Annotated in this window: 11 protein-coding genes and 1 pseudogene; 9 read left to right on the forward strand and 3 right to left on the reverse strand. The window is 35.5% G+C overall.

From position 1 onward, the window contains the following. Positions 1–231: 231 nt before the first annotated feature. A complete protein-coding gene (locus DN394_RS28370; RefSeq protein ID WP_060488674.1) occupies positions 232–513 on the reverse strand; it encodes a hypothetical protein in 282 nt (93 codons plus the stop codon). Positions 514–749: 236 nt separating this feature from the next. Between DN394_RS28370 and DN394_RS28375 the strand changes: the two genes are divergently transcribed. From DN394_RS28375 to DN394_RS28410, 8 genes and pseudogenes are all read left to right on the forward strand, one after another. Then, the gene (locus DN394_RS28375) at positions 750–1,895 is read left to right on the forward strand and encodes an MFS transporter (RefSeq protein ID WP_149294453.1); all 1,146 of its coding nucleotides are present in this window, start codon (positions 750–752) and stop codon (positions 1,893–1,895) included. A 76-nt stretch (positions 1,896–1,971) separates the two neighbouring features. Next, a pseudogene (locus DN394_RS28380) lies at positions 1,972–2,162 on the forward strand (hypothetical protein); the annotation flags it as partial. 395 nt (positions 2,163–2,557) lie between these two features. Then, the gene (gene mmgD / locus DN394_RS28385; protein WP_141503367.1) at positions 2,558–3,679 is read left to right on the forward strand and encodes a citrate synthase; all 1,122 of its coding nucleotides are present in this window, start codon (positions 2,558–2,560) and stop codon (positions 3,677–3,679) included. A 98-nt stretch (positions 3,680–3,777) separates the two neighbouring features. Next, on the forward strand, positions 3,778–5,214 hold the full coding sequence (prpD, locus tag DN394_RS28390; RefSeq protein WP_098085400.1) for a 2-methylcitrate dehydratase: 1,437 nt from the start codon (positions 3,778–3,780) through the stop codon (positions 5,212–5,214). 18 nt (positions 5,215–5,232) lie between these two features. After that, positions 5,233–6,141, forward strand: a complete 909-nt coding sequence (gene prpB, locus DN394_RS28395; RefSeq protein ID WP_097857151.1) for a methylisocitrate lyase — start codon at positions 5,233–5,235, stop codon at positions 6,139–6,141. 154 nt (positions 6,142–6,295) lie between these two features. Next, positions 6,296–8,005, forward strand: a complete 1,710-nt coding sequence (locus DN394_RS28400) for an acyl-CoA dehydrogenase family protein (RefSeq protein WP_098085399.1) — start codon at positions 6,296–6,298, stop codon at positions 8,003–8,005. Positions 8,006–8,021: 16 nt separating this feature from the next. Further along, on the forward strand, positions 8,022–8,912 hold the full coding sequence (locus tag DN394_RS28405) for an NAD(P)-dependent oxidoreductase (protein WP_000719430.1): 891 nt from the start codon (positions 8,022–8,024) through the stop codon (positions 8,910–8,912). A gap of 36 nt (positions 8,913–8,948) precedes the next feature. Beyond that, positions 8,949–10,409, forward strand: a complete 1,461-nt coding sequence (locus tag DN394_RS28410; protein WP_097916250.1) for a CoA-acylating methylmalonate-semialdehyde dehydrogenase — start codon at positions 8,949–8,951, stop codon at positions 10,407–10,409. Between the two features lie 71 nt (positions 10,410–10,480). Here DN394_RS28410 and DN394_RS28415 read toward each other — a convergent pair whose 3' ends face one another. Together DN394_RS28415 and DN394_RS28420 are read right to left on the reverse strand one after the other, a co-directional pair. Then, positions 10,481–11,113: a LysE family translocator gene (locus DN394_RS28415; protein ID WP_149294454.1), complete on the reverse strand. Its 633-nt coding sequence runs from the start codon at positions 11,111–11,113 to the stop codon at positions 10,481–10,483. A gap of 234 nt (positions 11,114–11,347) precedes the next feature. After that, positions 11,348–12,403, reverse strand: a complete 1,056-nt coding sequence (locus DN394_RS28420) for an enoyl-CoA hydratase/isomerase family protein (protein ID WP_046955732.1) — start codon at positions 12,401–12,403, stop codon at positions 11,348–11,350. Between the two features lie 316 nt (positions 12,404–12,719). Here DN394_RS28420 and DN394_RS28425 point away from each other — a divergent pair, with 316 nt between their 5' ends. Then, positions 12,720–12,977, forward strand: coding sequence for a hypothetical protein (locus DN394_RS28425; RefSeq protein ID WP_046955733.1), 258 nt, complete (start codon positions 12,720–12,722; stop codon positions 12,975–12,977). Positions 12,978–13,118: the final 141 nt, after the last annotated feature.

A 13,118-nucleotide genomic window follows, 5' to 3' on the forward strand; every position in this document is an offset into this window, starting at 1 on the left:
GGAAATACACCACCTCCAGCGAATAATGGAGGAAGCCAAGGAAATACGACACCTCCAGCAAATAATGGAGGAAGCCAAGGAAATACAACGCCACCAGCGACCACACAACCAGATACTGGTGGGAATACAGGAGAGGCTCCTGCTAATAATGGGCAATAAGAAAATTTTATGAATAATATTAAAAAGCACTTAAGATTTGTAAACATTACAAATCTTAAGTGCTTTTTTCGTTTAAATGTTAAAAGTACCGTAGAAATTTTGAAAATAAATTGATGGAAAATGATAAAAAACTTGAGCCTGAGGCAATGGAGTATAACTGGGGTTGTAAAAGGTAGTACTACTTGGATGTGCGCCATGATGCCAAAATGAGGGAGTAACTTGACCTGGAATTTGATATTGTTGCCAAGTTGCAGGGAGTTCAATTCCTACATCGGAACTAGCTGTATGAACGGCTGGAACGTGTATCCCAGGAGTCGAAGGAACGACGGCTGTTACTCTTGAAGATACCCACATAACATAATCACTCCTAAGTTGTGATAATAAAGTAGTATATTCTTTTCACGTGTATAAAGGTACATATAGATAGGACTTTAGGCTAATGTATACTTATAAAGTTGTAAGACCAATTTATATTGATGGTGGACCATTATTATAAAAAGTTACGTCTATTTACGGAGGGAAAAGGGACTAAGAAAATGTAAAATGGAGGTGTTAATTGCAAGAATATACGTGTTTATGGAGGAATTTTAATGGAACGATTATGGACGAAATCATTTATTCAAATGACTTTCGCAATGTTATTTTTATTTACAGGATTTTATTTACTTGTACCAACGCTCCCGCTCTTTATTAAAGAGATAGGCGGCAATGAATCACAAGTTGGACTTATGATGGGAATGTTTACAATAGCAGCAGTTGTAATACGACCGATTATCGGAGGAATGTTAGATCAATATGGGAGAAGATCTTTTATTATTTTCGGACTCGTCTTTTTTGGGATAACGATGTATTCTTATAATTTAGCATCGACTATTGTTCTTTTAGCTGTTTTACGGGTTATTCATGGGGGGACATGGGCTGTTTCTACAACAGCTGTTGGAACAGCGATAACTGATATTATTCCAGATTCACGCCGTGGTGAAGGTATGGGTTGGTACGGGATGGCTATGACAATTGCAATGGCAATCGGCCCAATGATTGGATTATCGGTTGTACAACATTATTCATTTCACGGCTTATTCTTGTTGGCAACTCTTTTATCCTTTATGGCAGTCCTATTATCGTTCATGACGAAAATGCCATTCACACCACAAAAAGAAAAAGGGAAAATGCAGTTGTTTGAAAAATCGGTTCTCTCCATTACAATTGTAGTTTTCTTTTTATCATTTGCATATGGAGGAATTACGACGTTTTTACCGCTATTTGCATCTTCAATCGATGTGAATCCTGGGACATTCTTTCTTGTATATGCAGTTGCTTTAACGATTGTAAGACCAATTTCAGGAAAACTATTAGATAAGTATGGAGAAGTATTTATTATACTCCCGGCACTATGTATTACGATTATCGCGATAGTTGTATTAACGATTTCAAATAGTTTAATAGGGGTAGTTATCGCAGCTGCATTATACGGTGTTGGATTCGGTTCAGCACAGCCCGCATTACAAGCAGCGATGCTTACAATTGTTGATCCGAGTAAAAGAGGAGTTGCTAACGCTTCATTCTTTACCGCATTTGATTTAGGGATTGGACTTGGTGCGATTTTACTTGGAGTTGTTTCGCAAATGTTCGGTTACCGTATTTTATTTGCAGGTAGTGCAATTTCAGGACTAATCGCTTTCATTATTTTTGTCATTTTTGTAAAACAGCGATTAGGTAAAAAAGAATTTGCGTAAACGGGAGTAACAAAGATGAAAATTTCAATTGAACTTAACGATTTACAATGGTTAAAGGATTAAAGGATAACATAATAATAGTTCAATTCAGCCGGACTATTCTTTAGGGATAGTTTCTGAGAAATCAGATGGGGAAATCGTGTCAGTTGAGAAAAAAGTCATTCTATTTTGGGAGATGTTTATAATCTTTGGTACTTTAAAAACTATCATTTAGTTAAATGTTACTATGAGGAAACGGAAGAAATTCAATTTAATTATGTAAAATAATAACTTTTTTAAAAGTAAATAAGTTTTATATAAGAATTATATTGAAGAGATAGTGAAATAAATATTATGAAGAAACGAGTTGTATATGTGTACAGCTCGTTTTTTTATTTTCTTAAAAAAAATGGGAGAATGATATGTTCTGTAGGATTTTCTGATTCATCCTTATATTTTGTTTTAATAAGGCGAACAAAGAAGTCTGTCCTTTCTTTATAAAACATGAAAATTATTTTTGAAAAATTGTATTGTTACATCGGTAAAAGTATAGGAAACTTATCATTATAAAATAAATTGAAATCTTCTAAAAACTCTGATACATTGAAATAGAAATGTAGTTTCACGATTTTGTAAAGGCTTACAGTTATGTGCACGAAGATCTATTAGGATTGGAGGAAATAATGATGAAAGCTGAAGAAAAATTTTCCCCGGGATTAGATGGTATAGTGGCAGCGGAGACGAAAATTTCGTTTCTTGACACAGTGAAAGGTGAAATTGTAATTCAAGGGTATGATTTAATCGAACTCTCAAAAACAAAAGAGTATTTAGACATTGTGCACCTTTTATTGGAAGAACATCTACCAAATGAGGATGAAAAAGCAAAACTCGAAAAGAAATTAAAAGAAGAATACGCGGTACCAGAAGGTGTATTCAACGTATTAAAGGCATTACCGAAAGAAACGCACCCGATGGATGGATTGCGTACAGGTGTGTCCGCATTAGCTGGTTACGATAATGATATCGAAAACCGCTCGTTAGAAGTAAACAAAAGCCGCGGGTACAAATTATTGAGCAAAGTACCAAACATTGTAGCGAATAGCTATCATATTTTAAATAATGAAGAGCCAATTCAGCCTCTTCAAGAATTATCATATAGCGCGAATTTCTTCTATATGTTAACAGGTAAAAAACCAACTGAACTTGAGGAGAAGATCTTTGATCGTTCCCTTGTTTTATATAGTGAACATGAAATGCCAAACTCTACATTTACAGCGCGCGTTATTGCATCAACGCAATCGGACTTATATGGTGCTTTAACAGGTGCAGTTGCATCTTTAAAAGGTAGCTTACACGGTGGTGCAAACGAAGCGGTTATGTACATGCTTTTAGAAGCTGGTAATGTTGAGAAGTTTGAAGAGTTGTTACAGAAGAAACTATATAACAAAGAAAAAATTATGGGCTTTGGACATCGTGTGTATATGAAGAAGATGGATCCAAGAGCACTGATGATGAAGGAAGCTTTAAAGCAGTTATGTGATGTAAAAGGCGATTATACACTATATGAAATGTGTGAAGCTGGAGAAAAGATTATGGAGAAGGAAAAAGGAATTTATCCGAACCTTGATTATTATGCAGCTCCAGTATATTGGATGCTTGGTATTCCAATTCAACTTTACACACCAATCTTCTTTAGCTCTAGAACAGTAGGACTATGCGCGCACGTAATTGAGCAACATGCGAACAATCGATTGTTCCGTCCACGTGTAAATTATGTTGGCGAGCGACATGTACTTAGTAATTAAGAACAACTGGGGAGTTGTTAGCGCCGCCCGCTAGATGGGTGTTTGACCGACACCCATCATTAATAATAACGAATTTTCGACAGAAAGGGAAGAATAGTATGATTAAAACAAATGAAATTAAACAAAAAGATGCATTATTAGAAGAAATTGCGGATTATGTATTAAATAAAGATGTAACTAGCGCAGAAGCATTCAGTACTGCTCGTTACGTATTACTTGATACACTTGGATGTGGAATTTTAGCACTACAATATCCAGAGTGTACGAAATTACTAGGACCAGTTGTACCAGGAACGATCGTGCCGAATGGTACACGTGTACCAGGTACGTCATATGTGCTGGATCCAGTGAAAGGTGCATTTAATATCGGATGTATGATCCGTTGGTTAGACTATAACGATACTTGGCTTGCAGCAGAGTGGGGACATCCATCTGATAACTTAGGCGGTATTTTAGCAGTTGCAGATTATATTAGCCGTGTTCGTATTTCAGAAGGAAAAGAACCATTAAAAGTACGTGAAGTATTAGAAATGATGATTAAAGCACATGAAATTCAAGGTGTACTAGCTTTAGAAAATAGTTTGAATCGTGTTGGTCTTGACCATGTATTATACGTAAAAGTAGCAACAACTGCTGTAGTTGCAAAAATGCTCGGCGGAACACGTGAAGAAATCTTTAATGCATTATCACATGCATGGATTGATAATTCTAGTCTTCGTACATATCGTCATGCACCAAATACAGGCTCACGTAAATCATGGGCAGCAGGTGATGCAACAAGCCGCGGTGTTCATCTTGCAATGACTGCTCTAAAAGGTGAAATGGGATATCCAACAGCATTATCTGCACCAGGCTGGGGATTCCAAGATGTATTATTCAATAAACAAGAATTAAAGTTAGCAAGACCATTAGAGTCTTATGTAATGGAAAATGTATTATTTAAAGTTTCATATCCAGCAGAGTTCCATGCACAAACAGCTGCAGAGTGTGCTGTGAAATTACATCCAGAAATTAAAGAAAGATTAGATGAAATTGATCGTATTACGATTACAACTCATGAATCAGCAATTCGTATTATCGACAAAGAAGGTCCATTAAATAACCCAGCTGATCGTGATCATTGCTTACAATACATTACGGCAATTGGTTTATTAAAAGGAGATATCGTTGCGGATGATTATGAGGATGTAGTAGCAAATGATCCACGTGTAGATGAATTACGTAATAAGATGGTTGTTGTTGAAAACAAACAGTACAGTTTAGATTACCTTGACCCGAACAAGCGCTCAATCGCCAACGCTGTTCAAGTTCATTTCAAGGATGGCACTGTAACAGAAAATGTGGAATGTGAATATCCACTTGGTCACCGTTTCCGTAGAGACGAAGCAATTCCAAAAGTTGTTCAAAAATTCACTGCAAATATGGCAGGTCATTATTCTAGTAAGCAACAAGAACAAATTCATGAAGTTTGTCTAAATGAAGAAAAACTAGAAAATATGAATGTAAACGAATTTGTAGATCTATTCTTAAATTAATAATAGGGGGAATTTAGAATGGCTTGGGTTGTGAATAAACAGTCAACACAAGAGGAGCTTGCGAATCGCTTCCGAGCTTTAGTAGAAGCAAATGGGATTTTGCAAATTCCAGGTGCTCATGATGCAATGGCTGCTCTTGTTGCGAAAAATACAGGTTTTTCAGCTTTATATTTATCGGGAGCTGCTTATACTGCAAGTAAAGGTCTACCAGATTTAGGAATCGTGACGTCTACTGAAGTAGCAGAGAGAGCAAGAGATCTAGTAAGAGCTACAGATTTACCGGTTCTTGTTGATATTGATACAGGATTTGGCGGTGTATTAAACGTAGCGCGAACAGCAGTAGAAATGGTGGAAGCAAAAGTAGCAGCTGTTCAAATTGAAGATCAACAATTACCGAAGAAATGTGGACATTTAAATGGTAAGAAACTCGTTACTACAGAAGAGTTAGTTCAAAAGATTAAAGCGATTAAAGAAGTTGCACCAAGCTTATATATTGTGGCACGTACAGATGCTCGCGGTGTAGAAGGCTTAGATGAAGCAATCGAAAGAGCGAACGCTTATGTAAAAGCAGGTGCAGATGCGATATTCCCTGAAGCGCTTCAATCAGAAGAAGAGTTCCGTCTATTTAATAGTAAAGTAAATGCGCCTTTACTTGCGAATATGACTGAGTTCGGGAAAACGCCGTATTATAGTGCAGAGGAATTTGCAAATATGGGCTTCCAAATGGTTATTTATCCTGTAACTTCACTTCGTGTTGCAGCGAAAGCATATGAGAATGTGTTTACTTTAATTAAGGAAACAGGTTCTCAAAAAGATGCACTTTCAAGTATGCAAACGAGAAGTGAGTTATATGAAACAATTTCATATCATGACTTTGAAGAACTAGATACTGGAATTGCAAAAACAGTATTATCAGAGGATCAATAGATAAAACAACTAAGGCGATGAGAATACATCTTTGGCAAAACGAACTGCTTGATGTGACAATTCATCGCCTTCTGTTTTCAAAAATAAGAAATTCCACTCATCGTAGACGAGCATACGTAGTAGCAAGTAAGGCCGAAATGATAGGGGGATTCAGATGGAGAAAACAAAGTTACCGTGGGATGAATTTTTTTCACTTAATAAAGATGTGAATTATACTTTCTTTACGCCAGAAGATTTTTCAAGAGATGAAGATTTAATCGCAAAAACGACAGAACAATTCGTTAAACAAGAAATTGTTCCACAAATGGAGAATATAGAACAACATAACTATAAAATTTCTCGTCAATTATTTGAGAAAGCTGGAGAACTTGGATTATTAAGTATTGAAGTCCCAGAAGAGTACGGCGGATTTGAGTTAGGAAAGGCAGTTTCAGGGCTTGTAGCAGAAAAAATGGGATACGCTGGTGCATTTAGTGTTTCCTTTAATATACACGCTGGTGTAGGTACATTGCCTTACATATATTACGGAACGAAAGAACAAAAAGAAAAATATTTGCCGAAAATTGCGTCTGGAGAATGGATTGGGGCCTATGCTTTAACTGAGCCAAATGCTGGTTCTGATGCTTTAAGTGCAAAAACAAGTGCAGTATTAAATGAAGATGGTACTGCTTGGAAGTTAAATGGTGAGAAGCAGTGGATTACAAATGCTCATATGGCAGATGTATACGTTGTTTTTGCGAAGACAAATAAAGGAATGACAGCGTTTATTGTCGAAAGAACATGTGAAGGTGTATCCATTGGATTAGAAGAAAAGAAAATGGGGATTAAAGGTTCTTCAACGGCTACCCTAATCTTAGAAGATGTTGTCATCCCTGCTCAAAATGTTTTAGGGGAAGTTGGAAAAGGGCATCACGTAGCTCTTAATATTCTTAACTTCGCTAGACTAAAGCTGGCTTTTGGAAATATTGGAACAGCAAAACAAGCAATTGGTTTGTCGGTTCAATATGGAAAAGAGCGAAAACAGTTCCAAACGGAATTAGTAGATTTTACGATGATTCAAGAGAAAATTGCAAATATGATCATTGCTACATATGGAGCAGAAAGTGCAGCCTACCGTACAGCAGGTGTCATTGATGAAGCAATTCATGAGAGTGATGAAGATCTTATGAAGAAAATGTCTCAATTTGCAATTGAATGTGCACTTAATAAAGTAAACGCTTCTGAAACACTTGGTCATATCGTAGATGAAGCTGTACAAATTCATGGTGGTTACGGTTATATGCAAGAGTACGAGGTAGAACGATTATATCGTGATGCTAGAATTAGTCGTATTTTTGAAGGAACGAACGAAATTAATAGATTAACAGTTGCTAAAATGTTAATGAAGCAAATGGAACAAATTGAAGATACTGTAGTAGAAGTTGATGTAGCAAATGTTGAAAGAAACCATCGTTACATTTTATTATCGAAAAAATTGTTGAAACAATCTTTGAAAACGCTCTCTAAAACTCCAGGGTTAAAAATTGACCAAGAACAAGAATATTCACGTGTATTATCAAATATGTTAACGGACGTGTACGTCATGGAATCAGCATTTTTACGTACGAGGAAAGCAATTAGTAAAAATGGTGAAGAGAAAGAGCGTACGAAACAAATGATAACTGATGTTATTTGTGAAGAAGGCTATCGTAAAGTAGAAGAAGCAGCGATTTCTATACTTTCAGCGGCTGTCACAGAAGAACAAGATAGACACGTAATTTTAGCTGAAATTCGTCAATTATTAGTGCCTTTATACACGAACGTATTTACAAAAAAGAGAGAAATTGCGAAAGCTATTATAAATCGCGGAAAGTATATTGTGTAAATAGGAGGAAAGCGATATGAAAAAGATTGGCTTTATCGGTTTAGGTAATATGGGTCTTCCGATGTCTAAAAATTTAGTTAAATCAAGTTACACAGTATACGGTGTGGATTTAAATAAAGAGGCCGAAGCTTCCTTTGAAAATGAAGGAGGAATTATTGGCTTATCAATCTCAAAACTAGCAGAAACATGCGATGTGATTTTTACAAGTTTACCTTCACCTCGCGCTGTTGAAGCGGTGTATTTTGGGGAAGAAGGATTATTTGAAAATAGCCACTCGAATGTAGTTTTAATTGATACAAGTACTGTATCTCCACAATTAAACAAACAGTTAGAGGAAGCTGCAAAGGAAAAGAAAGTAGACTTTTTAGCAGCGCCTGTTAGTGGTGGGGTAATTGGAGCCGAAAACCGTACATTAACGTTTATGGTTGGTGGATCGAAAGAAGTATATGAGAAAACGGAATCTATCATGGGCGTACTAGGCGCGAATGTTTTCCATGTTAGTGAGCAGATTGATAGTGGCACAACAGTTAAATTAATTAATAACCTATTAATTGGTTTTTATACAGCTGGTGTGAGTGAAGCTTTAACATTAGCGAAAAAGAATAATATGGATTTAGATAAAATGTTTGATATTTTAAATGTAAGTTACGGTCAAAGTAGAATTTATGAGCGTAATTATAAAAGTTTCATTGCAACTGAAAACTACGATCCAGGCTTTACTGTGAATTTATTAAAGAAAGATTTAGGATTTGCAGTAGATTTAGCGAAAGAAAGCGAACTTCACTTACCAGTAAGCGAAATGCTATTAAACGTATATGAAGAAGCAAGTGAGGCAGGATATGGTGAAAACGATATGGCTGCTTTATATAAGAAAGTTAGTGAACAGTTAATTTCTAATCAAAAATAATAGACTTATATACATCATAAAAAAGGAGAGAATATAATGATTACAACTGAAATTAAACGAGTAAAAAATCATATTAATGGTGAGTGGGTAGAATCTACTGGTACAGAAGTAGAAGCAGTTCCGAATCCGGCGACTGGAAAAATTATCGCTTACGTTCCGCTATCTCCGAAAGAAGATGTTGAAAAAGCTGTTGAAGCGGCAAAAGCAGCATACGAAACATGGTCTAAAGTACCAGTTCCGAATCGTTCAAGACAATTATATAAATATTTACAGCTTTTACAAGAAAACAAAGAAGAGCTTGCTAAAATCATTACGCTAGAAAATGGTAAAACATTAACGGATGCAACTGGTGAGGTGCAGCGCGGGATTGAAGCGGTAGAACTTGCAACATCAGCACCAAATTTAATGATGGGACAAGCTCTTCCGAATATTGCTAGCGGCATTGATGGATCGATTTGGCGCTATCCAATTGGAGTTGTTGCTGGTATTACACCGTTTAACTTCCCAATGATGATTCCATTATGGATGTTCCCACTTGCAATTGCTTGCGGTAATACGTTCGTATTAAAAACATCTGAAAGAACGCCACTTTTAGCAGAGCGACTTGTAGAGTTATTCTATGAAGCTGGTTTTCCAAAAGGGGTATTAAATTTAGTACAAGGCGGAAAAGATGTTGTAAATAGCATTTTAGAAAGTAAAGATATTCAAGCTGTTTCGTTCGTTGGCTCTGAGCCAGTAGCTCGTTACGTATATGAAACAGGTACGAAACACGGGAAACGTGTACAAGCGTTAGCTGGTGCAAAAAACCATGCGATTGTGATGCCAGATTGCAATCTTGAGAAAACAGTGCAAGGTGTAATTGGATCTGCATTCGCAAGTAGTGGAGAGCGCTGCATGGCATGTTCAGTAGTAGCAGTAGTTGATGAAATTGCTGATGAATTCATCGACGTACTAGTAGCAGAGACGAAGAAGTTAAAAGTAGGTGACGGTTTCCACGAAGATAATTATGTTGGACCATTAATTCGTGAATCTCATAAAGAGCGCGTATTAGGCTATATTAATAGCGGTGTAGCAGATGGAGCAACTTTATTAGTTGATGGCCGCAAAATTAAGGAAGAAGTTGGAGAAGGTTACTTTGTAGGTGCGACAATCTTTGATGGTGTAAATCAAGAAATGAAAATTTGGCAAGATGAAATTTTTGCTCCAGTATTAAGCATTGTACGAGTTAAAGATTTAGAAGAAGGTATTAAAATAACAAATCAATCTAAATTTGCAAATGGCGCGGTTATTTATACGTCAAATGGTAAACATGCACAAACATTCCGTGATAATATCGATGCTGGTATGATCGGTGTAAACGTAAACGTTCCAGCACCAATGGCATTCTTCGCATTTGCAGGAAATAAAGCTTCCTTCTTTGGTGATTTAGGTACAAATGGTACAGATGGCGTCCAATTCTATACACGTAAAAAAGTTGTAACTGAGCGCTGGTTTTAATAGAGAGTAAACAGCCAAAACAGTTGTTAAATGAAAAACACCACTCTGAAGATGTGGTGTTTTTCGTCTTGTTAATTATTTTTTTCAAAAGCTAGTTTAATACCAAAACCAATTAAGACGATTCCTGTTAAGCCTTGAATATAACGTTGCGTCCTCGGTTTTTTCATAAAAGCACTAATTTTATCAATTAAAAATATATAAAAAGCGAACCAAATAACTGTTAAAACGAGGTAAGTAAGACCCATTACGAGAAATTGGATAAACGTATTATGATTTGGATTTAAAAATTGCGGTAAAAAGGTTAAAAAGAAGACTGCAACTTTAGGGTTTAATAAATTCGTAAGAAACCCTTGGCGAAAGCAAGAAGTGTGTTCATCTTCATTATTTAAAGATATATCGTTCGTATCAAAGCCTTCTTTGTTTCTTACCGCTAAAAGGGCTTTAATGCCAATATAAATTAAATATAGAGCTCCAACGTACTTGAAAATAGAAAATAAAAGCGCTGACTTTACAATAATTGCGGAAAGTCCGATTACTGCTGCTAAAGTATGAATTAAAAGTGCAACACATGTACCGAACACTGTTTTCACTCCACCGACCTTACCGGCAACCAATGTATTTTTCGTCGCCATTGCAGTATCAGGACCGGGTAAAATAATAAGACAAATAGACATAATGATGAAAAGAAAATAATTTTCAATCATAGTTGCTCCTCCTTTTTTATTTTTAGAATATTTGATTAAAAATAGTGTAGCACACATTTTAATTTAATAAAATTAAATTATATTAAAAAGTATTAAATGAGAAAGAGGCTATATAGTAGTGGAATTCCACTACTATATAGCCTCAATTTTATCCCGCATGACCGGACGATCGGTGAGGGCTAATAATAAGCGGGTAATGAACCCCCACTTATTAATGTTTCACCTTATTATGTATTATGCATTAAGTAAGTTAAAGAATCGATTTACATCTTCTTCTGAAACATCACTTAACTGCTTATATTTATAATTCGGATTTTGATCTTTATCAACGACAACAGAACGTACTCCTTCGAAGAAATCCGCATGTCTCATGAAATTTTTAGCAAGTACAAGGTCGGTAGCAAAACATTCTTCAACGGACTTATCTTGTCCATCAATAAACTGTTTTAATGTTACTTTTAACGAAATAGGAGATTTTGATAATAGCGTTTCTTTCGTTTTTAAAGCAAAGGAACTTTGATCTTTCTCCAATGAATGGATGATTTCTTCAATTGTATCGAATGCAAAATGTGAATTCATTTCTTCTAATGAAGGAGAAAGTTCGCTTTCTAAGTTTGGAGCAGTTGCAAATGTACGAATGACTTCTTTTAAATTAGTATGTACATCATCTTTTTTATGCCAATTTACACTTTCAAGTTCAGTAAGGAAATTTGGTAATGAATCAGATGTCATAAAGTAATCAGCGGCGTTTATAAATAATACGTCAGCAGCTTTTAAAACAGATGCTGTTAAAGCAACATAACGGCCAGCAAACCCTGGAGCTTTATTTAAGAAATAAGCAGCACCGACATCTGGGAAGAAGCCGATATTCATCTCTGGCATTGCCCATTTCGTACGCTCAGTTACAATTCGATATTTCGCACCATTTGTAAGACCGACACCACCGCCCATTACAATTCCATCTAAACAAGCGATGATCGGTTTTTTATATTGATAAATATATGTATCAATTTCATACTCTTCTTCAAAAAAACGTTCCGCATGCTGCAATGCAGTTTCATTTGAACGCGCTTCATAAAGAGTTTTAATGTCGCCGCCTGCACAAAAACCTTTTGTGCCAGCTCCTTTTAATACGATAAGCGCAATTCGCTCATCATTTTCCCACTCTTTCAGTTTTTGCCCAATTGGTTGTAACATGTCATAAGATAAAGAATTAAGTGCTTTTGGGCGGTTTAAAGTAATTGATGCAACGCCGTTTTCGCTAACAGAAAATAAAACGTGTTCAGTCATAATTCATCCTCCCTTACATATCTTCTTATTCTTAATTCTTGATACGTACTGAAATGTCCTTTATAAATTTTGTCTAAAGTTGACGGTACGTGTTAATTTGTATACCGCATATTTTGACGAGATATATTTGCAGGATTTCTGAGGTTGAAAATGAATATTACAACATTACTGTAATTGTAATTATTTGAAATTATCATGATAAACACGCTATTATATATGTGTAAATTGTACATAATTACTTCAAAAAGAGTATTTGAAGTGATTATGATGAAAGAAAAATTGCTTTTCATTAGAAATAGAGAAAGGAGAAATCGGAATGCCAGGACCTTTACTATTGTCGGTGATTATTTTGTCTTCTTTAATGATAGGGATAACACAGTATTTTCATCATACAGATACGACAGAGGAAGTGAAGGATAAAGTACGACTTGTATTTCCGATTTTTATCATATCTATTTCTTTTTGCATTTTATTAAATAAGGATGGGTACATTATTGCAGTATTTTCATTTTTTGTAGCGATCGTTTTCATTACAGTTTTATATTATGTAATGAAAGACTTTATACAAAAATAAAGATGTCACATTAGACATTTTTATTTTTACAATAAATAAAATTTCACATACCGTATTATATGTAAAAATAAAAAACATATAGCGGTAGAAAAGTGTGTACTTTGCCGTGTATTTACTTGTCAATCTTGCATAGCCAATATA

Origin of the sequence: Bacillus sp. BB081 (assembly GCF_008368895.1) — a bacterium.
GTDB lineage: Bacteria > Bacillota > Bacilli > Bacillales > Bacillaceae_G > Bacillus_A > Bacillus_A wiedmannii.

Bases quoted from the DNA above. Each gene is read 5' to 3' on its own strand.
- DN394_RS28370 (WP_060488674.1), bottom strand. From the start codon at position 513: ATGTGGGTATCTTCAAGAGTAACAGCCGTCGTTCCTTCGACTCCTGGG.
- DN394_RS28375 (WP_149294453.1), top strand. From the start codon at position 750: ATGGAACGATTATGGACGAAATCATTTATTCAAATGACTTTCGCAATG.
- mmgD (WP_141503367.1), top strand. From the start codon at position 2,558: ATGATGAAAGCTGAAGAAAAATTTTCCCCGGGATTAGATGGTATAGTG.
- prpD (WP_098085400.1), top strand. From the start codon at position 3,778: ATGATTAAAACAAATGAAATTAAACAAAAAGATGCATTATTAGAAGAA.
- prpB (WP_097857151.1), top strand. From the start codon at position 5,233: ATGGCTTGGGTTGTGAATAAACAGTCAACACAAGAGGAGCTTGCGAAT.
- DN394_RS28400 (WP_098085399.1), top strand. From the start codon at position 6,296: ATGGAGAAAACAAAGTTACCGTGGGATGAATTTTTTTCACTTAATAAA.
- DN394_RS28405 (WP_000719430.1), top strand. From the start codon at position 8,022: ATGAAAAAGATTGGCTTTATCGGTTTAGGTAATATGGGTCTTCCGATG.
- DN394_RS28410 (WP_097916250.1), top strand. From the start codon at position 8,949: ATGATTACAACTGAAATTAAACGAGTAAAAAATCATATTAATGGTGAG.
- DN394_RS28415 (WP_149294454.1), bottom strand. From the start codon at position 11,113: ATGATTGAAAATTATTTTCTTTTCATCATTATGTCTATTTGTCTTATT.
- DN394_RS28420 (WP_046955732.1), bottom strand. From the start codon at position 12,403: ATGACTGAACACGTTTTATTTTCTGTTAGCGAAAACGGCGTTGCATCA.
- DN394_RS28425 (WP_046955733.1), top strand. From the start codon at position 12,720: ATGCCAGGACCTTTACTATTGTCGGTGATTATTTTGTCTTCTTTAATG.